Source organism: Marivita lacus, assembly GCF_014637725.1.
In the GTDB taxonomy this organism is placed as follows: Bacteria; Pseudomonadota; Alphaproteobacteria; order Rhodobacterales; family Rhodobacteraceae; genus Marivita; species Marivita lacus.
Genome location: NZ_BMFC01000001.1, coordinates 945,738 through 968,185, shown reverse-complemented (window position 1 = coordinate 968,185; position 22,448 = coordinate 945,738). Strand labels below are relative to the sequence as shown.

At 60.2% G+C, this 22,448-nt stretch carries 24 protein-coding genes and 1 tRNA gene; 11 read left to right on the top strand and 14 right to left on the bottom strand.

The genetic code is table 11. The annotated features are described in order from the left end of the window. Positions 1-259: 259 nt before the first annotated feature. Complete coding sequence (locus IEV82_RS04640; RefSeq protein ID WP_188480759.1) at positions 260-913, bottom strand: DUF2461 domain-containing protein; 654 nt, start codon at positions 911-913, stop codon at positions 260-262. Positions 914-1,278: 365 nt separating this feature from the next. Here IEV82_RS04640 and IEV82_RS04635 point away from each other — a divergent pair, with 365 nt between their 5' ends. Beyond that, the gene (locus IEV82_RS04635; RefSeq protein ID WP_188480758.1) at positions 1,279-2,286 is read left to right on the top strand and encodes a TniQ family protein; all 1,008 of its coding nucleotides are present in this window, start codon (positions 1,279-1,281) and stop codon (positions 2,284-2,286) included. 138 nt (positions 2,287-2,424) lie between these two features. Here the strand turns inward: IEV82_RS04635 and IEV82_RS04630 are convergent. Then, positions 2,425-2,501, bottom strand: a tRNA-Arg gene (locus IEV82_RS04630). A 121-nt stretch (positions 2,502-2,622) separates the two neighbouring features. On the opposite strand from IEV82_RS04630, the gene IEV82_RS04625 reads away from it, so the two are divergent. Then, positions 2,623-3,654 (top strand): LacI family DNA-binding transcriptional regulator, encoded by a 1,032-nt coding sequence (locus tag IEV82_RS04625; protein ID WP_229747671.1) that lies wholly within the window; start codon positions 2,623-2,625, stop codon positions 3,652-3,654. Positions 3,655-3,702: 48 nt separating this feature from the next. Here the strand turns inward: IEV82_RS04625 and IEV82_RS04620 are convergent, their stop codons facing one another. The 6 genes from IEV82_RS04620 to IEV82_RS04595 all read right to left on the bottom strand — a co-directional run bounded on the left by IEV82_RS04620 (position 3,703) and on the right by IEV82_RS04595 (position 10,086). Beyond that, positions 3,703-4,689, bottom strand: a complete 987-nt coding sequence (locus IEV82_RS04620; protein WP_188480756.1) for an ABC transporter substrate-binding protein — start codon at positions 4,687-4,689, stop codon at positions 3,703-3,705. 29 nt (positions 4,690-4,718) lie between these two features. Continuing rightward, the gene (locus tag IEV82_RS04615; protein ID WP_188480755.1) at positions 4,719-5,567 is read right to left on the bottom strand and encodes an ABC transporter permease; all 849 of its coding nucleotides are present in this window, start codon (positions 5,565-5,567) and stop codon (positions 4,719-4,721) included. Continuing rightward, positions 5,564-6,496, bottom strand: a complete 933-nt coding sequence (locus tag IEV82_RS04610) for an ABC transporter permease (protein ID WP_188480754.1) — start codon at positions 6,494-6,496, stop codon at positions 5,564-5,566. Before IEV82_RS04610 ends, IEV82_RS04615 begins: the two co-directional genes overlap by 4 nt. 6 nt (positions 6,497-6,502) lie before the next feature. Continuing rightward, positions 6,503-7,297, bottom strand: a complete 795-nt coding sequence (locus IEV82_RS04605; protein ID WP_188480753.1) for an ABC transporter ATP-binding protein — start codon at positions 7,295-7,297, stop codon at positions 6,503-6,505. Beyond that, positions 7,297-8,751, bottom strand: coding sequence for a dihydropyrimidinase (hydA, locus tag IEV82_RS04600; protein ID WP_188480752.1), 1,455 nt, complete (start codon positions 8,749-8,751; stop codon positions 7,297-7,299). The genes IEV82_RS04605 and hydA overlap by 1 nt, the downstream gene beginning before the upstream one ends. A gap of 84 nt (positions 8,752-8,835) precedes the next feature. Beyond that, the gene (locus tag IEV82_RS04595; RefSeq protein ID WP_188480751.1) at positions 8,836-10,086 is read right to left on the bottom strand and encodes a Zn-dependent hydrolase; all 1,251 of its coding nucleotides are present in this window, start codon (positions 10,084-10,086) and stop codon (positions 8,836-8,838) included. A gap of 187 nt (positions 10,087-10,273) precedes the next feature. Here IEV82_RS04595 and IEV82_RS04590 point away from each other — a divergent pair, with 187 nt between their 5' ends. Next, positions 10,274-10,888, top strand: a complete 615-nt coding sequence (locus IEV82_RS04590) for a TetR family transcriptional regulator C-terminal domain-containing protein (RefSeq protein ID WP_188480750.1) — start codon at positions 10,274-10,276, stop codon at positions 10,886-10,888. A 43-nt stretch (positions 10,889-10,931) separates the two neighbouring features. Continuing rightward, positions 10,932-11,174, top strand: a complete 243-nt coding sequence (locus IEV82_RS04585; RefSeq protein ID WP_188480749.1) for a hypothetical protein — start codon at positions 10,932-10,934, stop codon at positions 11,172-11,174. Positions 11,175-11,366: 192 nt separating this feature from the next. Here IEV82_RS04585 and preA read toward each other — a convergent pair whose 3' ends face one another. Both preA and IEV82_RS04575 read right to left on the bottom strand, forming a co-directional pair. Next, positions 11,367-12,674: an NAD-dependent dihydropyrimidine dehydrogenase subunit PreA gene (gene preA, locus IEV82_RS04580; protein WP_188480748.1), complete on the bottom strand. Its 1,308-nt coding sequence runs from the start codon at positions 12,672-12,674 to the stop codon at positions 11,367-11,369. 16 nt (positions 12,675-12,690) lie between these two features. After that, on the bottom strand, positions 12,691-14,016 hold the full coding sequence (locus IEV82_RS04575) for an NAD(P)-dependent oxidoreductase (protein WP_188480747.1): 1,326 nt from the start codon (positions 14,014-14,016) through the stop codon (positions 12,691-12,693). A gap of 217 nt (positions 14,017-14,233) precedes the next feature. On the opposite strand from IEV82_RS04575, the gene IEV82_RS04570 reads away from it, so the two are divergent. Further along, on the top strand, positions 14,234-14,449 hold the full coding sequence (locus IEV82_RS04570) for a DUF1127 domain-containing protein (RefSeq protein WP_188480746.1): 216 nt from the start codon (positions 14,234-14,236) through the stop codon (positions 14,447-14,449). Between the two features lie 165 nt (positions 14,450-14,614). Here the strand turns inward: IEV82_RS04570 and rpsD are convergent, their stop codons facing one another. Next, positions 14,615-15,235 carry a 30S ribosomal protein S4 gene (gene rpsD, locus IEV82_RS04565; protein WP_188480745.1) on the bottom strand — a complete coding sequence of 207 codons (621 nt, stop codon included), beginning with the start codon at positions 15,233-15,235 and terminating at the stop codon, positions 14,615-14,617. 241 nt (positions 15,236-15,476) lie between these two features. On the opposite strand from rpsD, the gene IEV82_RS04560 reads away from it, so the two are divergent. From IEV82_RS04560 to IEV82_RS04535, 6 genes are all read left to right on the top strand, one after another. Continuing rightward, positions 15,477-16,304, top strand: coding sequence for an EAL domain-containing protein (locus IEV82_RS04560; protein ID WP_188480744.1), 828 nt, complete (start codon positions 15,477-15,479; stop codon positions 16,302-16,304). Between the two features lie 189 nt (positions 16,305-16,493). Then, positions 16,494-17,669 (top strand): acetyl-CoA C-acetyltransferase, encoded by a 1,176-nt coding sequence (locus tag IEV82_RS04555; RefSeq protein ID WP_188480743.1) that lies wholly within the window; start codon positions 16,494-16,496, stop codon positions 17,667-17,669. 160 nt (positions 17,670-17,829) lie between these two features. Further along, positions 17,830-18,552 carry an acetoacetyl-CoA reductase gene (gene phbB, locus IEV82_RS04550; RefSeq protein ID WP_188480742.1) on the top strand — a complete coding sequence of 241 codons (723 nt, stop codon included), beginning with the start codon at positions 17,830-17,832 and terminating at the stop codon, positions 18,550-18,552. Positions 18,553-18,630: 78 nt separating this feature from the next. Continuing rightward, complete coding sequence (gene yddG / locus IEV82_RS04545) at positions 18,631-19,494, top strand: aromatic amino acid exporter YddG (protein WP_188480741.1); 864 nt, start codon at positions 18,631-18,633, stop codon at positions 19,492-19,494. Positions 19,495-19,598: 104 nt separating this feature from the next. Then, entirely contained in the window at positions 19,599-20,531 is a 933-nt protein-coding gene (locus IEV82_RS04540; RefSeq protein WP_188480740.1) for a VOC family protein, read from the top strand. Continuing rightward, positions 20,524-21,120, top strand: a complete 597-nt coding sequence (locus tag IEV82_RS04535) for an alpha/beta hydrolase (protein ID WP_229747663.1) — start codon at positions 20,524-20,526, stop codon at positions 21,118-21,120. The genes IEV82_RS04540 and IEV82_RS04535 overlap by 8 nt, the downstream gene beginning before the upstream one ends. 33 nt (positions 21,121-21,153) lie before the next feature. On the opposite strand, the gene IEV82_RS04530 is transcribed toward IEV82_RS04535, so the two are convergent. From IEV82_RS04530 to IEV82_RS04520, 3 genes are all read right to left on the bottom strand, one after another. Continuing rightward, positions 21,154-21,315 carry a YdcH family protein gene (locus IEV82_RS04530; protein WP_188480738.1) on the bottom strand — a complete coding sequence of 54 codons (162 nt, stop codon included), beginning with the start codon at positions 21,313-21,315 and terminating at the stop codon, positions 21,154-21,156. An 81-nt stretch (positions 21,316-21,396) separates the two neighbouring features. Further along, positions 21,397-22,212 (bottom strand): tRNA1(Val) (adenine(37)-N6)-methyltransferase, encoded by an 816-nt coding sequence (locus IEV82_RS04525; RefSeq protein WP_373285172.1) that lies wholly within the window; start codon positions 22,210-22,212, stop codon positions 21,397-21,399. Further along, positions 22,193-22,408 (bottom strand): putative signal transducing protein, encoded by a 216-nt coding sequence (locus IEV82_RS04520; protein ID WP_188480737.1) that lies wholly within the window; start codon positions 22,406-22,408, stop codon positions 22,193-22,195. Before IEV82_RS04520 ends, IEV82_RS04525 begins: the two co-directional genes overlap by 20 nt. Between the last annotated feature and the right edge of the window lie 40 nt (positions 22,409-22,448).

The following is a 22,448-nucleotide window of genomic DNA, read 5'->3' as shown; positions in this document are numbered from 1 at the left end:
GACATCATCGCCCGCATCTCCGATATGCCGGTCTCGCGCCTGCACGAGTTGCTGCCGTGGGAATGGGACGGGGCCACGCCCCTGGTCAAGGTCGCTTGACCGCGGCCTCCAGCGAATGCTTACCATGCAGCGAACGGCGGGTTCGATGGGCCGCATCGCAGCGACCGAACATGGTGTTGAAGGTCCGCAACGGGCCGGGTGTGATTGCTGATGGCACCGGATAAGACTCCGAATACATGAAAAAAGTCCGCCCGTTTAATCAGTCAAAGTATCGCACCAGCGGGCTGGCAGAGCGGAAGATAGGAATCAACAGATCAATCATATCGTCGTTCAGAAGAAGCGCGTCTGGCAGGTCTTTGCGGCACCCCAGGCCAACCATTTTCAGATAGGGCGCTGCCGGATCGTTACGGTTAAAACCGTCTGGCACAGCCCCCAACGCCTTTCGTGTACCAAGCCCGTCTGGGAACACCTCGATGAACTCAGGTTCGGTCACGACGTCGTCCAGACCATGTGGGTCATCGACCAAACGTGAGCGTAACCTTGCAAGGGCTGTCTTGGAGGGTTGAAAAAGCCCCGCCCCAGCGTGGCAATTCCCGGGTTCGATATGAAGGTAATATCCGACGTCTTCGGCGGGGTGACCTGCGTTGGCGAACACATCAACATCCGTGCGGTACAGGCCAGGCCCGACGCGGTCGCGCGCCTCCTGAAAGAATTTTGAGTAGCTTTGCCTGGGATTGAATTTTGCGTCAGCCACGGAAGGATCAAAGCGATTAGCATAGTCGTGCAGTGTTATGGCGATGCCCGTGAAATTGCGCAGAGCGTCATCGCGTTCCTCGCGGTGTGCATCCATCCAGGCTTTGCGGTTGTTTTTTGCGAGATCTGCGAGGAATATAAATGTTTCTGGCTCTACCATGGGCGCTGCTCCTATTTCGCAGCTGACTCAATGCTTGCCTGCGTGCAGTTGTAGCCTTGTAGGGGCAATTTAAAGGGACAGCCATGGTCATGTGGGCAACTGCTATGCACCTGAAGATCCACTTCTGAGGCATCGGAACGTACCTTGTCGATCAAGCCCTATGTCTGCAAAGGGCCGATAACAGCACAATGAAGTCCGAATTTCGGACCATAAGGACTTCCGAAATCACGCTACAATTCAATTGCTGCTACGCTAAGCATCGCAAGGTAAACCTTCCGAGTACCTATAACTTTTCCTATCTCTGGTAGCAAGATACAGCAGAACGCGCTTACAAACCTTGGTGACTTGTCGGCTAAAGGCTGTACATGACCCCCATGCTTCCGCTTCGCGTCAAACCTACACCTCGTGAAACAATCCCATCGCTGCTGTCACGCTTGGCCGCGGTAAATGGGTACGGGCCAGGGCAGTTCGCCCACGAAATGGGCTTCTCGCTGAAGCGGATTGTCACACAAAAGCTATTGAACGCTCTTCTCACCGAGGCAGGCACATTTGAGCCACATGATCAGCGCTCGCCCAGACAAAAGATATTTGCCGCAGAGCTATATTCCGAGCTTCTGGAAGAAATCCCCTACTTGGTGGGAAAACAAGCCATGCAGCGCGCCATCGGCGCGACTGAGGCGGAACTGCAAACGCTCGAGGCCGACGGCGTCTTGGTGCCTCGTAGCAAACTGTCGTCCGTCAGATCCCCGTGGAGCACTCGGGATGGACAAAAATTGCTTGATCAGTTGAGCTTGAATGCAATTGAGATTCCGGCAGAAAGCGAGAGCTGGACGACGCTTCAGAGCGCCCGACTGCGGTCAGGATACTCCCTCGACCGACTGCTGGCAGAGGTTACGGCAGGAACGCTTTGCTTAGGAAAGCGGGAACACATATCTGGCTACCATTCCTTCGTGGTCAGTGTCTCCGATTTGGAAAAATTCTTACCAGTCGTCGAGCAAAAGGATCGTGACGACGGGTTAATCCCAGCGGCCACATTCGGTCGTTCAATCGGTCTCAGGGGCAAGGGCACATTCCTGGCATTTGTTGAGGACGGCCACACGCCATCGCAGTTGGCCGGCGATCCCAAAACGGGTCAAATCCGGCATTACCTTTCACCTGCGGACATTGCGGCGTTTCATGAGCGATTCCTGACGCTGACGACTTTGGTGTCCGAGACCGGGCAGCACCGGAATACTGCGCTGGCTGCCTTGAAACCCCACGTCGATGCGCGGTTTACTTCCAATGGCAGAGACTACGGTCCGATCTATCTGCGCGCGTGCCTACTCGACGTGTTGTTGTCCTTGAGGCAACAAGCCAAAGCCGCACGGAGATGATTTCTTCGTAAATTCATATACTTACATAAAAACTCGTCACAAGCAGGGCGCTGCTTTCCGTCAAGGACTTAGTTTTGCGCACGCTATTATCTTTTTTCTACGCACGCTTCTGCTTGGACTGGCTGCATCAGATGTTTTTGGTGACCCCGGCAGGATTCGAACCTGCAACCTGCCCCTTAGGAGGGGGCTGCTCTATCCAGTTGAGCCACGGGACCACGCGAAACAGGCATACTGATCCGATCGCCGTTTGTCATCAGTTCAGTCATTTTTTTCCAAGGACCGCAATCGCTTGCTGGAGCGCAAGAGATTGCGATAACAATGGGACAACAAAACAGGATGACGCTCTTGGCCAGTGACGATACCCGCCCTCTCACGCTGCGCGACGTTTCAGAGGCGTCCGGTGTTTCGGAGATGACAGTCAGCCGCGTGTTGCGAAATCGGGGCGATGTGTCGACAGCAACCCGCGAACGCGTGTTGACGGCCGCAAAATCGCTGGGTTACGTGCCCAACAAGATCGCAGGCGCCCTCGCCAGCCAGCGTGTCAACCTGGTTGCCGTGATCATCCCCAGCCTGCGCAACATGGTCTTTCCCGAAGTCATGTCGGGGATCAGCGCCGTTCTCGAAGAGACCGAACTGCAGCCCGTCGTGGGCGTCACGGATTACCTTCCTGAAAAGGAAGAGCGGGTCCTTTATGAAATGCTGTCATGGCGCCCGTCGGGTGTGATCATCGCCGGGCTGGAGCATACCGATGCCTCGCGTGCGATGCTCAAGGCAAGCGGCATTCCGGTGGTCGAGATCATGGACGTGGACGGCACCCCGATCGATGCCATGGTCGGCATTTCGCATCGACGCGCAGGCCGCAAGATCGCGGAGGCCATCCTGAAAGCCGGATATCAGCGAATTGGGTTCCTGGGCACCAAGATGCCGCTGGACCACCGTGCGCGCAAACGGTTCGAAGGCTTTACCGGCGCATTGGCGAAGGGTGGCGTCGAGGTGGCGGACCAGCAATTCTATTCGGGCGGATCGGCGCTCGCCAAGGGGCGTGAAATGACCGAAGCGATGCTGGCGCGCGACCCTGATCTGGATTTTCTCTATTATTCGAACGACATGATTGCGGCGGGCGGCCTGCTGACACTGCTTGAAAAAGGCATCGATATTCCCAACCAGATCGGGCTTGCAGGCTTCAACGGAGTAGAGCTGCTGGAAGGATTGCCCCGGCAACTGGCCACGATGGATGCCTGTCGTGAGGAAATCGGGCGCAAGGCGGCGGAAATCATTTCGGAGCGGGTCAACTCGCCCGATGCCGACACGCCCAAAGTCGTCGAATTGACGCCCAAGATCAGCTACGGCGATACGCTGAGGCGGTAAAAAAAGGGCCGCGAACGGCCCTTTTCCAAGACTATTTCAGATGCGACCTCAGTTCAGAGCGTCTGACACCGCATGGGTCCACGCGGCGTCACCCGGATGCGCGGTGATCACCGGGTCCGATCCACCGGCCAACAGCGTCTGCACCGTGCGTTCGAAATCGGCAGGATCAAGCGCGCCGTTCGATCCGGCGGTCAGCTTGGCCACTTCACCCATCATCCGCTTCTGGTGGGTTTCGGACTGTGCGCCTGTCTCGTCATAGTCCAGAACGATCATCGCCGCCTCTTCGGGGTTTTGCTCGGCCCATTTCCAACCTTGCATCGACGCGGCAACGAAGCGCTGCATCTTTTCGACAAAGGCGGGGTCTTGCAGATTCTCCTCAAGAACGTAGAGCCCGTCCTCGAGCGTCGCCACGCCCTGGTCCTCATACTTGAAATTCACCAGGTCATCCGGGCTGACGCCGGCATCAATCACCTGCCAATATTCGTTGTAGGTCATGGTCGAAATACAGTCCGCTTGACGCTGCAGCAGAGGATCGACGTTGAAGCCCTGCTTGAGGACCTCGACACCGTTCTCGCTCTTGCCATCGGTGGAAATGCCCATCGAGCTCATCCACGACATGAACGGGAACTCGTTGCCAAAGAACCAGACGCCCAGCGTGCGGTTCTTGAGATCCTCCGGCGACGCGATCCCCGCATCCTTCCAGCAGGTGAGCATCATGCCAGAGCTTTTGTAGGGCTGCGCAATATTGACCAGCGGCAGGCCCTTTTCGCGTGCGGCCAGGGCAGCGGGCATCCATTCGACGATCACATCCGCACCGCCGCCCGCGATCACCTGTGTCGGAGCAATGTCCGGGCCACCGGGTTTGATCGTGACGTTCAGGTCGGCCTCGTCGTAGTAGCCATTCTCGAGCGCAACGTAATAGCCCGCGAACTGGGCTTGCGTGACCCATTTCAACTGCAGCGTGACGTCGTCTGCCGCCCATGCGGGTGCTGCAAGACCAAACGCGGCCAATGCGCCAAGTAGTTTCGTATTCATGGTATTACCTCCTTGTTATGGTTCGTTTTTTAGCTTCGACGATGCGACGGATGCCAGAATGTCACGCGCTTTTCGGCCCATGCCACCAAGCCGTAAAATGCTGTGCCTGCCATCGCCGCAACCGCGATTTCGGCCCAGACGAGGTCGATCGACAGGCTGCCGACCCCGGTGGAGATCCGGAACCCCATGCCGCGTGTGGGGGATCCGAAATATTCAGCAACGATGGCACCAATCAATGCAAGCGTTGTTGCGATTTTCAGCCCGTTGAACACGAAAGGCAGCGCAGCGGGCAGGCGCAGCTTGAGCAAGGTGTCGAAATAAGTTGCAGCATAGGTGCGCATCAGGTCGCGCTGCATCGCGTCAGTTTCGCGCAACCCCTGCACCGTGTTCACGAGAACGGGAAAGAACACCATGACCACCACGACCGCGGCCTTGGATTGCCAGTCAAAGCCGAACCAGCTGACCAGGATGGGCGCGATCCCGACGATGGGCAACGCCGCCACGAAGTTGCCGATGGGCAACAGGCCTTGGGTCAGGAAGGCGGACCGGTCGATCAGGATCGCCGTGACAAAGGCCGCCAATACTCCGATCGCAAAGCCCGACAGCGCGCCTTTCAGCACGGTCTGGCGAAAATCCTCCCATAGGATGTCGGTCGACGCTGCAAAGGTCTGCGCCACAGTGGATGGCGCGGGCAGGATCACCGGCGACACGCCCAGCCCCCGAACGATGCCTTCCCACAGCACGATAAGCGTCACACCGAAAAGCATCGGAACGAGAACCCGCACGAACAGCGACCCGCGCCAGCGCGAGTTGGCCAGGTAGGTGTTCAGCGCCCAGGCACCGATCCAGAACGCCAAGGCAAAGACCAGCCAGCTCATGCCTGCATCCCCATCCGTTTGAGGGTCGCACGCTGCGTCAGGTCAAGCAAGGTCACCAGAACACCCGCAAGGATCGCCGCTGCAAACAAGGCGGCCCAGATCGCAAGAGGTGTGCCGAACTGGTCCCCGATCAGGATGCGCGCGCCCAGTCCCGAAATCGCCCCTGTCGGCAATTCGCCCACGATGGTCCCCACCAGTGCCGCCGCAATCCCGATCTTGAGCGAGGTGAACAGGTACGGCATCGACGCGGGCAGGCGCAGTTTCAGAAACGCCTGCAACCCTGACGCCGAATACGTCTGCAATAGGTCCAACTGCGCCGCACCCGGCGACCGCAAGCCCTTGACCATGCCAACGAGCACCGGGAAGTAACACAGGTAGGCCGATATGATCGCCTTCGGCACGGTGCGCCCTTCGATCCCGACCTGGCTGGACAGCACGATGATCATCGGTGCCAGCGCCACGATGGGCACCGTCTGGCTGATGATGGCCCAAGGCATCAGGCTCATGTCCACGACGCGGCTGTAAACGATGGCAATCGCGCCCGCCATGCCCAGAACAGTGCCAAGCGCAAAGCCCCAGAGCGTGGAATGCAGCGTAATCCAGCCGTGATAGATCAGCGACCGTTTCGAAAACGCCCGCCCGTTCAGCGCCATCTCTCCAGTGGTTTTCCAAAGCTCCGACCCGACCTGAACCGGCGTCGGAAGGCGCGGCCGGTCAAGGCTGTATCCCAACGCGATATACTGCGGATTGTCGACCATCAGCCGCCAGATCGGACGCTCGAACCGGGCAAGGGATTCCGTGGGCATCACCTCCGCCCCGGCCCGTTCCGCCACATCCAGCGCACCGCGAATATTCATCGGGGCCACAGCCGCATACCAAATCGCCACAATCGCGGCGAGCACGGTCAGGATCGGCAACAGGCCCCTCATGGCACCTCAATCCTCATATGCATGCCCCGCACGCAGCCCTTCGCGCACCCGGTGTGCAATGGCCAGAAACTCCGGCGTATCGCGAATGTCCAAGGGGCGTTCCCTGGGCAGTGGGCTGTCGATGACATCGGTGATCCGCCCGGGTCGCGGGCTCATCACGACGATCTTGGTCGACAGGTACACCGCCTCCGGGATCGAATGGGTGACAAAGGCAATCGTCTTTTCCGTCCGCGCCCAAAGCTCCAAAAGCTGTTCGTTCAGGTGATCGCGCACGATCTCGTCCAGCGCTCCGAACGGCTCGTCCATCAGCAGGATATCGGCGTCAAAGGCCAGCGCGCGCGCAATCGAGGCGCGCTGCTGCATCCCTCCAGACAATTGCCAGGGGTATTTCTTGCCGAAGCCCGACAGTTCCACGAGGTCCAGAACCCGCGCGATCCGGTCGGCCTGTTCGGCCTTGGAATACCCCATGATTTCAAGCGGCAGCGCGATGTTTTTCTCGATGCTGCGCCAAGGATACAGCCCCGCCGCCTGAAACACATACCCATAGGCCCGCGCCCGCCGCGCATCGTCGGCGCTCATGCCGTTGACCGTCAGCGTTCCGCCCGTCGGCATCTCCAGCGCCGCGATACAGCGCAGGAACGTGGTCTTGCCACAGCCCGATGGCCCGATGAAGCTGACGAACTCGCCCTTGGCGATGTTCAGATCGACGCCGGACAGGGCATGCACTGGCCCGTCATTGGTCTGAAAGGTCAGGTCCAGCGATGTGGCGGAAATGACCGGAGCCTCTGCCGTGTCTTGCATCAAACACCCGTCGCAGGGATACCGGTCCGCTCCACCGGGCGCGGCGCGGTCAGCTCTTTCCACGTCGACAGCGCCCGGTTCACCGTACCGTTGCCGGGGCGTTTCACGAACTTGCCATGGCCTTCCTGCGTCCGCACCTCGCCATCATGAATCGCCACATGCCCCCGGGTCAGCGTGAATCGCGGCAGGCCCTTGACGTGCTTGCCCTCGAACACGTTGTAGTCGATGGCCGATTGCTGCGTGCTGGCGGAAATGGTCTTTTCCTTCTCCGGATCCCACACCACCAGATCGGCATCCGCCCCCACCAGGACCGCGCCTTTCTTCGGATAGCAGTTCAGGATCTTGGCGATATTGGTCGAGGTGACGGCCACAAACTCGTTCAAGGTCAGCCGCCCGGTCGTCACACCATGTGTCCAGAGCATCGGCATCCGATCCTCGAGCCCGCCAGTCCCATTGGGAATCTTCGAGAAATCACCGACACCGAACCGCTTCTGCTCGGTCGTGAAGGCACAATGGTCCGTCGCCACAACAGAAAGAGATCCCGATTGCAGACCCGCCCAAAGGCTGTCCTGATGCTGCTTGTTGCGGAACGGAGGTGACATCACACGGCGCGCGGCATGGTCCCAATCCTGGTTGAAATACTCGCTTTCATCCAATGTCAGATGCTGGATCAACGGCTCGCCCCAGACGCGCTTGCCCTGCATCTTGGCCCGCCGGATCGCCTCGTGTGCCTCTTCGCAAGACGTATGCACGACGTACAATGGCACACCCGCCATGTCCGCGATCATGATGGCACGGTTGGTCGCTTCACCTTCCACCTGTGTCGGGCGCGAATAGGCGTGTCCCTCCGGCCCGGTGTTGCCCTCGGCCAGCAGCTTCGCGGTCAGTTCGGCAACCACATCGCCGTTCTCGGCATGAACCATCGCGATCCCGCCCAGTTCGGCCAGCCGGTTGAACGACGCGTAAAGCTCATCGTCATTGACCATGAGCGCGCCCTTGTAGGCCATGAAATGCTTGAACGTGTTGATGCCGCGATCCTTGATCACGCTCTCCATCTCGTTGAACACCTGCTCACCCCACCAGGTGACCGCCATGTGAAACGAGTAGTCGCAATTGGCGCGGGTCGACTTGTTGTCCCACATCTGCAACGCGTCATGCAGCCCCTGCCCCGGCGAGGGCAGGGCGAAATCCACCACCATCGTGGTCCCCCCCGACAGCGCCGCACGTGTGCCAGACTCAAAGTCATCAGACGAATAGGTGCCCATGAACGGCATTTCGAGATGGGTATGCGGGTCGATTCCGCCGGGCATGACGTAACACCCGGTCGCGTCCAGTTCGGTGTCGCCCTTCAGGTTCGGACCAATTGCGGTGATGACCCCGTTCTCGATCGCGACATCCGCCTCATAGGTCAGGTCCGCTGTGACAACCGTTCCGTTCTTGATCACTGTGGTCATGGTGTGCTCCGTGGTCCTGAGTTCTCTGGTTCAAAAATATCTCGGGGGAGTCGCGCTTTGCGCGACGGGGGCAGAGCCCCCAAATCAGCTGACGATTTCCGCCGTCTCGACAACCGCATGGAACAGAACATCCGTTCCTGCCGCCGCCCAGTCCTTGGAAATCTCCTCGGCCTCATTATGCGACAGCCCGCCAACGCAGGGGCACATCACCATCGCGGTCGGGGCCACGTCGTTGATCCAGCAGGCGTCATGCCCCGCGCCCGAGACGATATTCATATGGCTGTAACCCAGCCGTTCGGCCGCATCGCGGATCGCGGTCACGCAGGTCTCGTCAAACGCAGGCGGGTCGAACTGGCCAACGATATGCGCGTCGAAAGTGACGCCGATCTCTTCGCAAAGCTTGGGCGCACGGTCCATGAATTCGTCGACCATCGCATTCAGTTTGTCCAGAAGATGCGTCCGCAGATCGACGGTACAGACAACCTTGCCCGGAATGATGTTTCGGCTGTTGGGGTAGACGTCGATATGCCCGATGGCCCCCACCGCGTTGGGCTGGTTCTTCATCGCGATCTCGTGCACCAGTTCGGTGATCAAAGCGAGGCCCCGGCCCGCGTTCTTGCGCATATGCATCGGTGTCGATCCGGTATGGCTTTCCTTGCCGGTCACCGTACACTCGATCCAGCGCAGCCCCTGCCCGTGGGTAACCACACCGATATCCTTGCCCTCGGCTTCGAGGATCGGACCCTGTTCGATGTGCAGCTCGAAAAAGGCATGCATCTTGCGATCCCCGACCGGTTCACTGCCTTTCCAGCCAATTCTCTCCAGCTCGTCGCCAAAGCGTTTGCCCTTGGAATCCTCGCGGTCGTAAGCCCATTGCAGATCGTGCTTGCCCGCGAACACGCCGGAGGCCAACATCGCAGGCGCAAATCGCGTACCTTCTTCGTTGGTCCAGTTGGTCACGACAATCGGATGTTTTGTCTTGATCCCCAGATCATTCAACGACCGCAAAATTTCCAAACCGCCCAGCACGCCGAGAACGCCGTCGAATTTGCCGCCCGTCGGCTGTGTGTCGAGATGCGAGCCCACATAGACCGGCAGCGCGTCCGGGTCGGTGCCCTCGCGCCGCGCGAACATGTTGCCGATCTCGTCGACACCCATGGTGCAGCCCGCGTCCTCGCACCATTTCTGGAACAGCGCACGGCCTTCGGCATCTTCGTCGGTCAGGGTCTGACGATTGTTGCCGCCCGCGATGCCCGGTCCGATCTGCGCCATCTCCATGAGACTGTCCCAAAGGCGGTCGCCGTCGATCCTCAGGTTTTCTCCGGCTGCTGCCATGTCTTTCCCCTCGCCGCTGGTGCCTCCCGCGTGATGCCTGTGCGACACCCGCAAGTTTTTTACCATTTGGTAAAGTTACGATTGCAACGTGCCCCCAAGCTGTCAAGGTATGTTCTCGAATGAAGAGTTCCGTTGCGCCCCGTCAGCGCCGGTCGTGCCTGAAAATAAAGCATGAGAGACATCGCCAGTGACCAGTCCTGCCCGTAAGCTCAGCCGTATCCAGACCGAAAATCGCCAGCGAATCCGGGATGCCGCACTCGGGTTGTTTGCCACACACGGGTTCCGCGGCACCACGCTCGACCAGATCGCCGAAGCCTGCGGCATGCACAAGCCAAATCTGATCTACTACTTCGAAAGCAAGGAAGCGATCCATATCGACCTTCTGAACATGCTGATGGAGGAGTGGCTGAGCCCTCTGGACGCGATGAACCCCGACGGCGACCCGCTTGAGGAAATACTGGGCTATATCCGCCGAAAGATGGAAATGAGCCGTCTTTACCCACGCGAATCCCGTCTTTTCGCCAATGAGATTGTTCAGGGTGCCCCGCGTATGCTGCCACATCTGGAAAGCACGCTGAAACCGCTTTTCAACAGGCAGATCGGGATCATCACCCGCTGGATGGACGCGGGCAAACTGGCGCAGATGCACCCGGCGCATCTCATCTTTTCGATCTGGGCGGTCACCCAGCACTACGCCGATTTCGAGGCGCAGATCGCGGTCCTGTTGCCCGGCGACGACAAGCGCGCACGGGGCGCCGACGAATTCGTCGAGATGATGTTCCGGAAACTCCTGACGCCGTAGCGCTGTTTACGCGGACTTAACCATCTTCGTCAAAACTGTCGGCATGTTGATGTATCATCCCTTCGAGTCCCCAACTGCCTACAATCCGGGCTGGCGAGATCAGTTGTTCAGCGCGGATGCCGTGCGCCGTCAGGGCGTTGTCCGTCGCAAGAAAGGGGCGATCCACCGCGAGGTCGGGCTAACCCTTTTGCGGGCAGAGGTACAGGCGCGGGGTTTCCAGCTTTTTGATGTTGGCACGGACTACCTGATCGTGTGTCATTCCAGGCCAATCACCCGGATCGGTTGACCACGCCAAATGCGCTACGACTCTCCATATTCCTTAAATTGAGTCCACACGATGCTCTTGGCCTTTCGATGTCGAGTGGGCAGTTCCAATCAATCCCAGAATTTTATGGGCACAGCCGAGAATCTTCGTACGAAGATTCTCATGGCTCCCCATAAAATTTTGTTAAGCGCGTGCGGAAAAGTCGCCCCTTCCTTACTCCGCCGCCTGCGCCACCGCCGGGTTGTTCGGATGGGTCGTCCAATCCCCATGCTCCGCTGCAACAGGCCGACCTGTCCGCTCATCGACCACACCGGTATCCAGCTCTTCCATCGTGATGCAGGCCTCGACCGGGCACACGTTCACGCACAGGTTGCACGCCACACATTCGTCGTCCTTGACGGTAAACACACGATCCTCGGACATCGCGATCGCCTGGTGCGAGGTATCCTCGCAGGCTGCGAAACACCGTCCGCAGGAAATGCACAAATCCTGATTGATCCGCGCTTTTGTGACATAGTTCAGGTTCAGGTTCTGCCAGTCGCTGATATTTGGCACCGCCCGCCCAACCAGATCGGCGGTCGTCTCCATGCCCTTTTCGTCAAGATATTGCGACAGGCCCGAGATCATCTCCTGCACGATCTTGAACCCATAGGTCATGGCCGCCGTACAAACCTGCACATTGCCCGCGCCCAGCGCCATGAACTCTGCCGCATCTTTCCAAGTGGTCACACCACCGATGCCGGAAATCGGCAATCCCCGCATCTCGGGCGAACGCGCGATCTCGGCAACCATGTTGAGCGCGATCGGCTTGACCGCGGGCCCACAATAGCCGCCATGCGCCCCCTTGCCGTCGATAGTCGGCTCGGGAGCGAACAGATCCAGATTGACAGACGTGATCGAATTGATCGTGTTGATCAGGCTCACCGCATCGGCCCCACCGGCATGGGCTGCCATCGCAGGTTTGCGGATGTCGGTGATATTGGGCGTCAGCTTGACGATGCAGGGCATGCGCGTGTTCTGCTTCACCCAGCGTGTGACCATTTCGATATACTCGGGCACCTGCCCCACGGCCGATCCCATACCACGCTCGGACATGCCGTGCGGGCAGCCGAAATTGAGCTCGATGCCGTCCGCGCCTGTCTCTTCGACCAATGGCAGGATCGCCTTCCACGCCGCCTCCTCGCAGGGCACCATCAGGGACACCACCATCGCCCGGTCGGGGTAGTCGCGCTTGACCGCCTTGATCTCGCGCAGGTTCACCTCCAGCGGACGGTCGGTGATCAGCTCGATATTGTTCAGCCCCAAGAGCCGCCGATCCGCGCCCCAGATCGCGCCATAACGCGGACCATTGACGTTCACGATGGGCGGGCCGGCTTCACCAAGCGTTTTCCAGACAACACCGCCCCACCCGGCCTCAAAGGCGCGGCGGACGTTGTATTCCTTGTCCGTCGGCGGCGCAGAGGCAAGCCAGAACGGGTTTGGGCTCTTGATGCCCACGAAATCAGTCGTCAGATCAGCCATTCTCAATCCTCCCGGATCAGGCGCGCATCAGCGCGGCATGAATATCTTCGGCGGCATCGCGCCCCTCGGCCACTGCCGTCACTGTCAGGTCATCCCCGCCGGAAGCGCAATCCCCCCCGGCCCAGACACCCGCGACCGAGGTGCGTCCAGGACCGGTAACGGCAATCTTGCGTCCGTCCAGATCAGGTAGATCCTCGCCGCTCAGCGTCTGGCCGATGGCCTTGAACACCTGATCGGCAGCAAGCCGAAAGGTCTGGCCCGTCGGGTTCAGATCGTCATCTGTGAACTCGAACTCGATCTCACGCACGCTGCCATTGCCATGCACCGCGACAGGTGCGGCATTCGTGATGATCCGCACGCCTTTGGCTGAGGCCAGATCCTGTTCCCAGACCGAGGCATTCATCCGGTCACGTCCCCGCCGGTATACCATCGTGACGTTCAGCGCACCGAGCAGCTTCGACTGCACCGCCGCATCCACGGCTGTCATGCCGCCACCGATCACGACCACGTCGCGTCCCACGGGCAAGGTGCTCAGGTCGGTGGCCTGCCGCAGGTCGGCAATGAAGTCCACCGCGTCCAGAACACCATCCTTGTCGGCCCCCGGCGCGGTCAGGGCGTTCACACCTCCCAGACCCATCCCGAGGAACAGGGCGTCATACGCGCCTTGCAAGTCATCCATCGTCACATCGCGGCCCAGCGCCATGTCCGTGCGGATCTCGATCCCACCGATCTGCAACAACCACTCGACCTCGCGCGCGGCGAAATCCTCGGTGCTCTTGTAGGCGGCGATGCCATATTCGTTCAGGCCCCCCGGCTTGGGTCGCGCATCGAACACCACGACATCATGCCCGTACATCGCCAACCGGTGCGCACAGGCCAAGCCTGCCGGACCGGCCCCGACAACGGCAATGCGCTTGCCGGTCGGAGCCGCCCGGGAGAAAGGGTGCACCCCCTGCGCCATCAGCGTGTCAGTCGCATAGCGCTGCAGGCGCCCGATCCGCACCGGCTCACCTTCGGCAGCCTCGCGCACGCAGGCTTCCTCGCAGAGGGTTTCGGTCGGGCAGACGCGGGCGCACATGCCGCCCAGGATGTTCTGCGTCAGGATCGTCTTGGCCGCCGCTTCGGGTGTGCCGGTGGCGATCTGACGGATGAAAAGCGGAATGTCGATATCGGTGGGACAGGCGGTGATGCAGGGTGCGTCATGGCAGAAATAGCAACGATCCGTCGCCACCAACGCCTCGTGATCACCGAGTGGCGCGTGCAGGTCCGCGAAGCTCGCGTTCAGCGCGTCGGCATCCAATCGGCCCGAAACGATGCCTTCTTTCAACGTTCTGGCGTCCATCTTCATACTCCGAGGTCAGCTTGAACAGATGTCAAACGGTCTCACGGGTCCAAAATTTTATCAACTGGTAAAATTTTTGCAGGATGCTTTTTGTCCGATGCTGCACTGCGGCGTCATGCATTCAGAGCGTGGCGGGTATTCCAAACCAGAGCTACTCAGCGCGTTTTCAACGACTTAGATGATGATGTACAATTTTTGAGCAATGCAGAGGCATATCATGGCACTCACACAATCATACCACGACCATAAGCCCGGGATCCTGTCCAGTCTGTTCTCCGGCCTGGTTCGCAGCCTGGAGCAAGTCACGGAAGCAAATTCGCGGATCAGCGAAGTCGAGCGGTTTCAGGCGATGTCCGACGAGGCGCTTGCAGCCCGTGGCATCAAGCGCGAAGATATCGTGCGGCACGTCTTTCGGGATGTGTTCTGGTTGTGATCAGTCGTTTCACATACCTGATCGGGAAAAAAGGCTGCGCGGATCGCGCGGCCTTTTTCTTTTGACGGCATCCCAACACGAAAAAGCCGCCCCGATGGGACGGCTTTGAACCAGACGGATCGTACGGTCGCGGCGTACGGGTGACCCCACACGCCGAGGCCCGGATCAGTTCTGAGCGTAGTATTCGATAACCAGGTTCGGTTCCATCAGCACCGGGTAGGGCACATCGCTGAGCCCCGGAGTGCGCACGAAGGTCGCGGTCATCTTGGAGTGGTCGGCATCGATGTAATCGGGGACGTCGCGCTCGGACAGTTGCACCGCTTCGAGAACGACGGCGATCTGACGCGACTTTTCGCGGACCTCGATGATGTCGCCTTCCTTGACCCGGTAGGACGGGATGTTGACGCGCTGACCGTTGACCAGAACGTGGCCGTGGTTGACGAACTGGCGGGCGGCAAAGATCGTCGCCACGAACTTGGCGCGGTAGACGACCGCGTCCAGACGGCGCTCGAGCAGACCGATCAGCTGTTCGCCAGTGTCGCCGCGCAGACGCTCTGCCTCGGCATAGATGCGGCGGAACTGCTTTTCCGTCAGGTCGCCGTAATAACCCTTGAGCTTCTGCTTGGCGCGCAGCTGCAGACCGAAGTCGGACATCTTGCCCTTGCGGCGCTGACCGTGTTGACCAGGGCCGTATTCGCGACGGTTGACGGGGGATTTCGGACGTCCCCAGATGTTTTCACCCATCCGGCGGTCGAGTTTGTACTTGGCAGACGTGCGTTTTGTCACGGCTGATCTCCTTCTTGGAACAACGTCCTGACGGACGACTATGAAGGGCGTTGTCCTCTTGGGCTTGAGACCCATGACAGGCATCCCCTTGCGGGGGCCACCAACACCAACGAAGCCGCGCTTATACGGCGGTGTCCGACAGAGTCAACAAACGAAATGCGGCAAGGCGAGGCCCCAAGCGCCTTAAGCCTTGCTTAATGGCTTTGACGGACACTGCCCCCAGAGAGCAAGAGGGGATTCCATGCCGTACCGGGCCTTACGCAAGACACTTGGACCATCACCGCTGGATACGGCTGCGCAGAAACGCGATCAGGACATCCTGCGGATCGTCGAAGACGCCGTGAATCACCGGGAGGTCCGGCTGGCCTTTCAACCCGTGGTGCAGGCGCAACACCAAACACAGGTCGCCTTCTACGAAGGTCTGATCCGCGTCACCGATCCCACCGGGCGCATCATTCCCGCCGGGCAGTTCATCGAAAGCATCGAAGAACGGGAAAGCGGACGGATTCTGGACTGCCTTGCGCTGGAACACGGATTGCGGGTTCTGGCGCAGAATCCGGGAATCCGTCTTGCGATCAACCTGTCGGCGCGGTCCATCGGCTATCCGAAATGGCGCAAGGTGCTTGAACGCGGCACCTCGCGCGATCCGTCCGTCGCGCAACGGCTGATCCTCGAAATCACCGAAGCGTCGGCAATGCTGGTGCCGGAATTGGTGGTGCAGGCGATGCGCGACCTGCAACGGCAAGGCATCAGCTTTGCGCTGGATGATTTCGGCGCAGGCTATACGGCGCTCAGATATTTGCGGGAATTCCAGTTCGATATCCTCAAGATCGACGGGCAGTTCATTCGGGGCATCGCGACAGACCCCGACAACCAGGTCCTGACCCGCGCGATCCTCGCTATTGCGCAGCAATTCGACATGTTCACCGTGGCCGAATTTGTCGAATCCGCACCCGACGCGCATATGCTGGGTGATCTTGGGGTCGATTTCCTTCAGGGCTACTATTTCGGCGCGCCCAGCGTCGATCCACCTTGGCGGCCAATCACCCCGACACGCGTGGTCCATTGACCCAATGGCCCCGCCGCCATGCCGTAACGTCAATCCCGCCATGCGCAAAGACCCTGAGACACCCTGTCCGGTATGCGAATGTCTACCATTACGTTACGACACCGCCGGAATGGGTCTGGGGCCGCAAGCGCTTTTGCGCGATAATCCCTGCGGAATCACACTTGGACCATGACTTTGGTGGAGGGACATATGACCAACGTCGTTATCGCATCCGCCGCACGGACGGCCGTTGGCTCGTTCGGCGGCTCTTTCGCAAACACGCCCGCACATGATCTGGGCACAGCCGTTCTGAACGCGCTGGTCGAACGCGCGGGCATCGAAAAGGAAGCCGTTTCGGAAACGATCCTCGGACAGGTCCTGACCGCGGCTCAGGGCCAGAACCCGGCGCGCCAGGCGCATATCAATGCCGGTCTGCCGCAGGAAAGCGCGGCATGGGGCATCAACCAGGTCTGTGGCTCGGGCCTCCGCGCCGTCGCCCTTGGCGCACAGCACATCATGCTGGGCGATGCCGAGATCATCTGCGCCGGTGGTCAGGAAAACATGTCGATGTCGCCCCATGCCGCAAACCTGCGGCAGGGTCACAAGATGGGTGACATGCAATATATCGACACGATGATCCGTGACGGTTTGTGGGATGCGTTCAACGGCTACCACATGGGTCAGACCGCCGAGAACGTTGCGGAAAAGTGGCAGATCAGCCGCGAAATGCAGGACGCCTTTGCACTGGCCAGCCAGAACAAGGCCGAAGCGGCGCAAAAGGCGGGCAAGTTCGATGACGAAGTGATCGCCTTTACCATCAAGACCCGCAAGGGCGACATCGTGGTCGACAAGGACGAATACATCCGTCACGGCGCGACGCTTGAAAGCATGCAGAAACTGCGCCCCGCCTTCGCCAAGGACGGGTCAGTCACGGCCGCCAACGCCTCCGGTCTGAATGACGGGGCGGCGGGTGTTCTGCTGATGAGCGAAGAAAACGCATCCAAGCGCGGCATCACGCCGATGGCCCGCATCGCGTCCTACGCGACCGCTGGTCTGGACCCCGCGATCATGGGCGTCGGTCCGATCCACGCGTCACGCAAGGCGCTTGAGAAGGCGGGCTGGTCGGTCGGTGATCTCGACCTTGTCGAAGCCAACGAAGCCTTCGCCGCACAGGCCTGTGCCGTGAACAAGGACATGGGCTGGGATCCGGAGATCGTGAACGTGAACGGCGGCGCAATTGCCATCGGCCACCCGATCGGTGCTTCGGGCGCACGCGTTCTGAATACGCTGCTGTTCGAAATGCAGCGCCGCGATGCCAAGAAGGGCCTTGCCACGCTCTGCATCGGCGGCGGCATGGGTGTCGCGCTCTGCGTGGAGCGGGGCTGATTCCGATCGGATCGCAGGCATATCGGGGGCGCCTGAGTGCGCCCCTTTTCATATCCGGCCCAAAAAGATTTTCGCTCTTTTGTCACGCAACAATATTGCGCACGGAAAAGCAAAAATATAACAACCTTACTTGAACAGACCACCCGAGAGGAGAATCCCCATGGCACGTGTAGCACTCGTCACCGGCGGCAGCCGCGGCATCGGCGAAGCCATTTCCAAAGCGCTCAAGGCCGAAGGCTATGAAGTGGCCGCAACCTATGCCGGCAACGATGAGAAGGCGGCTGCCTTCACCGAAGCGACCGGCATCAAGACCTACAAGTGGAACGTGGCCGATTACGACGCGTCCAAGGCCGGGATCGAACAGGTCGAGGCCGATCTGGGCCCGATCGACGTGGTGGTCGCCAACGCGGGAATCACCCGCGACGCACCGTTCCACAAGATGACCCCCGAGGCCTGGAAAGAGGTGATCGACACCAACCTCACCGGCGTGTTCAACACCGTGCACCCTGTCTGGCCCGGCATGCGCGAGCGCAAGTTCGGCCGCGTGATCGTGATTTCGTCGATCAACGGTCAGAAAGGCCAGTTCGGCCAGGTGAACTATGCCGCGACCAAGGCGGGCGATCTTGGCATCGTCAAGTCACTGGCGCAGGAAGGCGCGCGCGCGGGCATCACCGCAAACGCGATCTGCCCCGGCTACATTGCGACGGAAATGGTCATGGCGATCCCCGAAGAGGTGCGCGGCAAGATCGTCGCCGGTATTCCGGCGGGCCGCTTGGGCGAACCCGAAGAGATCGCGCGCTGCGTGGTGTTTCTGGCGTCCGAGCAATCGGGCTTTATCAATGGCTCGACCATCTCGGCCAACGGGGCGCAGTTCTTCGTCTGAGCCGCAATTCCTTGCACATCGAAGGCCCGCCCGTTCGGCGGGTCTTTTCTTTTGCGGTGACCCGGATTAGCGGGGGATATGACCCGCAACACCGCCACCAGCATCGGATTTGTCGCCGTCCTGCTTTGGGCGCTGCTCGCGCTGTTCACGGCGGGGTCGGAGCCTGTCCCGCCATTCCTGCTCAACGCGATGACCTTTACCATCGCCAGCATCATCGGCGTGATCTGGGTGCTGGCGCGCGGGCGCGTTTCGGTGCTGCGCCCGGTGCCGTGGACGATCTACGCCTTCGGGACGGCGGGGCTGTTTGGCTATCACGCGCTTTACTATTCGGCGCTGCGGTTGGCCCCTCCGGCCGAGGCGGGGCTGATCGCTTATCTCTGGCCACTGCTCATCGTGCTGTTTTCCGGACTGTTGCCCGGCGAACGCCTGCGGACGGGCCATATCGTGGGCGCACTGGTGTCCTTTGGCGGTGCGGCTTTGATCGTGTCGCGCGGCGGATTGAGCCTCGAATCGGCAGCCACACCCGGCCTGATCCTTGCCGCGTTCTGCGCGCTGACCTGGAGCAGCTATTCGGTACTGTCGCGCCGAATGGACGACACACCGACCGAAGTGGTGACCGTGTATTGCATCGCAACGGCGATCCTGTCGGTGCCAGCGCATCTGGCGTTCGAAACCACGGTCTGGCCGGACAGCAACATCGCGTGGCTGTCGGTTCTTGCATTGGGGCTCGGGCCGGTCGGGCTTGCCTTTTACGTCTGGGACATCGGCGTGAAACGCGGCGATATCCAACTGCTGGGCGTGGCAAGCTATGCCGCGCCGCTCTTGTCGACGCTGGTTCTGATCGCGGCAGGCATTGCGCAGGTCTCGTGGCAATTACTCGTGGCGGCGGTGCTGATCAGTTTCGGCGCGGGGATCGCAGCGATGGCCTCTCGCGACAGTTAAGTGCGGATTTGCACAAAAACGGCGCGCTGACGGGGATTTATGTGCGCTGATTTGCAGCTAAATGAATTGTCGAAACGGACAATATGTATTTTGGGAGACCCGACATGATCAACCAGATCAACGGACTGCACCATGTAACCTCGATCGCCAGCGGTGCACAATCGAACAACGATTTCTTCACCAAGACGCTTGGGCTGCGCCGCATCAAGAAGACCGTCAATTTCGACGCTCCCGAAGTGTATCACCTTTATTATGGCGACGAGGCGGGCACGCCCGGCACTGTCATGACCTATTTCCCCTTTCCGAACGCGCGTCGGGGTCGGCCCGGCACGGGTGAGGTCGGGATCACCGGGTTTGCCGTGCCCAAGGGCAGCCTGCCCTACTGGCAGGACCGGCTTGCGACGTTCGACGTGAAGAATCTCAAGGCCGAGACCACATTCGGCGAAAACCGCCTGCGCTTTGACGGGCCGGATGGCGACGGCTTTGTCCTTGTGGAAACCGACGGTGATACCCGCGCGCCCTGGACCGAAAACGGCGTTCCCGCCGACGCCGCGATCAGGGGCTTTCACAGCGCCGACATGCGCCTGCGCGATGTTGCTGCCAGTGCGGAACTGCTGCGCTTCATGGGCTATGAAAAACTGGACCAGCAGGACAATGTCACCCGCTTTCAAGTACCCGGCGGCAATGAGGCGAACGTGATCGACATCACCGAGGTCAGTGGAACTGGCGCGGATCAAGGCGCGGGGTCGGTGCACCACATCGCCTTTTCCGTGGACAACCGCGAAAAACAGCTCGAGGTGCGCCGCGCGCTGATGGACACGGGGTATCAGGTCACGCCTGTGATCGACCGCGATTACTTCTACGCGATCTATTTCCGCACGCCGGGTGGCGTTCTGTTCGAAGTGGCGACCAACGAGCCCGGCTTTGACCGGGACGAGGACACGGCGCATCTTGGCGAAGCGCTCAAGCTGCCGTCGCAGCATGAACACCTCCGCAAGGTGCTTGAGGAAAAATACCTGGAGCCGATCGTTGACTGACTACATCCTGCGCGAAACCAAGGGCGTGCCGGGCGCGCCCTTGGTGTTTACATTTCACGGCACTGGCGGTGACGAACATCAGTTTCACGGACTGGCCGAACAGCTTTGGCCGGGCGCACATGTCGTGTCGCCGCGCGGGGACGTGTCGGAACATGGCATGGCACGCTATTTCCGGCGCACCGGCGAAGGCGTGTATGACATGGAAGATCTGGCCAAGCGTCGTGACGCAATGGCCGGTTTAATCCGGTCACGAATCACCGCCACCGGCGCGACGCGCGTGTTCGCCCTTGGCTATTCCAACGGCGCGAACATCGCGGCGGCGATAGCCTTTGACCAGCCGGACCTCTTCACCGATGTGATCGCAATGCATCCGTTGATTCCGTGGACACCAGCACCGCAACCGGGATTGGCGCAGACACGCTGGCTTATCACGGCCGGAGAACGCGATCCGATCTGCCCGGCGCCCTTGACGCAATCGCTGTTGGATTATCTGCGCGCGCAAAATGCCGAAGTGACCGAGCACTGGCATCCGGGCGGGCATGAATTGGTGCAATCCGAAGTGACTGCTGTTCAGGATTTCCGGACATGAAAAAGCCCGGGGGGAGACCCGGGCCAATGTTGATCAGGAGAGGCGTTCAATCTCTTCCTTGAGACGGAGTTTCTGCTTTTTCATCGAAGCAACGGTCAGGTCATCGATACCTGGCGCGCGTTGGGCCTGTTCGACCTCTTCAGACAGGGTTTTGTGCTTTCGCTTCAGTTCCTGTAGATGTGAAGTCAAGCTCATGAAGTCCTCCTGTGACTGCTTGGATCTTCAGTCGACCACAGTTTTACAATTCTGTCACGCTGCAGCCGCACGGTTGGTAAATTATCGCCGGGCAGGCCGGTTAACCTGAGGCATTCGCTCGGGAAACGGCAACGGCTTGGGCGTCCTGAGGACCTTTGACACCGTTTCGGTGTACGAATCACCATCCTTTTCGTGGGTTTCGCCGCAGTGCAGCACAAGTGGCGGATGAGCGATGAACGCCGCGCGCCGTTCCTTTCGCCCCCGCAACAGGACAAGGCGCGCCGGTCGCGCACTGCGCGGGTGGATCGGCCACAATTCCAGCGCGCCCAGACAAGCGAAAAATGCGCTCATCAATTCAGGTAACCGATCGGCGCGCTGAATGAAGGTGGCCACGCCTCCGGGCTTGAGCCGCCTGGACGCAACGCTGACCCATGTCTCCAACGGCAGTGCCCCGGAACGCGACACTGCGCGATCCTGCGACCGGGGGGCTACGGCTCGGAAGTCCTCGAAATATGGGGGATTCGCGATCACATGGTCAAAGCGCTGCGATTTGACGGCCTCGGGCAAGGCCGCAAGATCAGCGCAATGCACCACACCCGTCAGGCCGTTGTCATCAAGGTTGCGCTGCGCGAGATCGGCATAGGCGGGCTGTTTCTCGACCCCGGCGCAGGTGACGCCGCGCACCCGCGTTGCCAGACAGGCCAGCGCGGCCCCACCTCCACAACCCAGTTCGAGCACGGTTTGTCCGGGCTGTGCGGGGATCGAAGCGGCCAGCAGAACGGGATCGACCCCGGCGCGGTAGCCGTCTTTCGGTTGCCACAACCGCACTGCCCCGCCCAGGAAATCATTGCGGGTCAGGTCCTCTGCTGCAAACGGCTCAGCCCTCAAACTTGACACCGTATTCGCGCAGAACACGTCTTGCATCGTCAAGTTCATCGCTGCGCACCATCAGACGGCGCGGCAGAATTCCGATCGAGCCTTCGAGGACGCTCATGTTTACGTCCAATTCAAAGCTGTCTATACCCTCGTCCTCAAGCACGGCTCGGGCGAGCGGTATCAATGTGATGTCATTGGTGCGCAAAAGCTCTTCCATGACGATGATGTAGGAACACCCGGCCCGATTTGTCGAGCCT

Coding starts and splice junctions, on each gene's coding strand:
- IEV82_RS04640 (WP_188480759.1), bottom strand. CDS start 913: ATGGTAGAGCCAGAAACATTTATATTCCTCGCAGATCTCGCAAAAAAC.
- IEV82_RS04635 (WP_188480758.1), top strand. CDS start 1,279: ATGACCCCCATGCTTCCGCTTCGCGTCAAACCTACACCTCGTGAAACA.
- IEV82_RS04625 (WP_229747671.1), top strand. CDS start 2,623: ATGACGCTCTTGGCCAGTGACGATACCCGCCCTCTCACGCTGCGCGAC.
- IEV82_RS04620 (WP_188480756.1), bottom strand. CDS start 4,689: ATGAATACGAAACTACTTGGCGCATTGGCCGCGTTTGGTCTTGCAGCA.
- IEV82_RS04615 (WP_188480755.1), bottom strand. CDS start 5,567: ATGAGCTGGCTGGTCTTTGCCTTGGCGTTCTGGATCGGTGCCTGGGCG.
- IEV82_RS04610 (WP_188480754.1), bottom strand. CDS start 6,496: ATGAGGGGCCTGTTGCCGATCCTGACCGTGCTCGCCGCGATTGTGGCG.
- IEV82_RS04605 (WP_188480753.1), bottom strand. CDS start 7,297: ATGCAAGACACGGCAGAGGCTCCGGTCATTTCCGCCACATCGCTGGAC.
- hydA (WP_188480752.1), bottom strand. CDS start 8,751: ATGACCACAGTGATCAAGAACGGAACGGTTGTCACAGCGGACCTGACC.
- IEV82_RS04595 (WP_188480751.1), bottom strand. CDS start 10,086: ATGGCAGCAGCCGGAGAAAACCTGAGGATCGACGGCGACCGCCTTTGG.
- IEV82_RS04585 (WP_188480749.1), top strand. CDS start 10,932: ATGTTGATGTATCATCCCTTCGAGTCCCCAACTGCCTACAATCCGGGC.
- preA (WP_188480748.1), bottom strand. CDS start 12,674: ATGGCTGATCTGACGACTGATTTCGTGGGCATCAAGAGCCCAAACCCG.
- IEV82_RS04575 (WP_188480747.1), bottom strand. CDS start 14,016: ATGGACGCCAGAACGTTGAAAGAAGGCATCGTTTCGGGCCGATTGGAT.
- IEV82_RS04570 (WP_188480746.1), top strand. CDS start 14,234: ATGGCACTCACACAATCATACCACGACCATAAGCCCGGGATCCTGTCC.
- IEV82_RS04560 (WP_188480744.1), top strand. CDS start 15,477: ATGCCGTACCGGGCCTTACGCAAGACACTTGGACCATCACCGCTGGAT.
- IEV82_RS04555 (WP_188480743.1), top strand. CDS start 16,494: ATGACCAACGTCGTTATCGCATCCGCCGCACGGACGGCCGTTGGCTCG.
- phbB (WP_188480742.1), top strand. CDS start 17,830: ATGGCACGTGTAGCACTCGTCACCGGCGGCAGCCGCGGCATCGGCGAA.
- yddG (WP_188480741.1), top strand. CDS start 18,631: ATGACCCGCAACACCGCCACCAGCATCGGATTTGTCGCCGTCCTGCTT.
- IEV82_RS04540 (WP_188480740.1), top strand. CDS start 19,599: ATGATCAACCAGATCAACGGACTGCACCATGTAACCTCGATCGCCAGC.
- IEV82_RS04530 (WP_188480738.1), bottom strand. CDS start 21,315: ATGAGCTTGACTTCACATCTACAGGAACTGAAGCGAAAGCACAAAACC.
- IEV82_RS04520 (WP_188480737.1), bottom strand. CDS start 22,408: ATGGAAGAGCTTTTGCGCACCAATGACATCACATTGATACCGCTCGCC.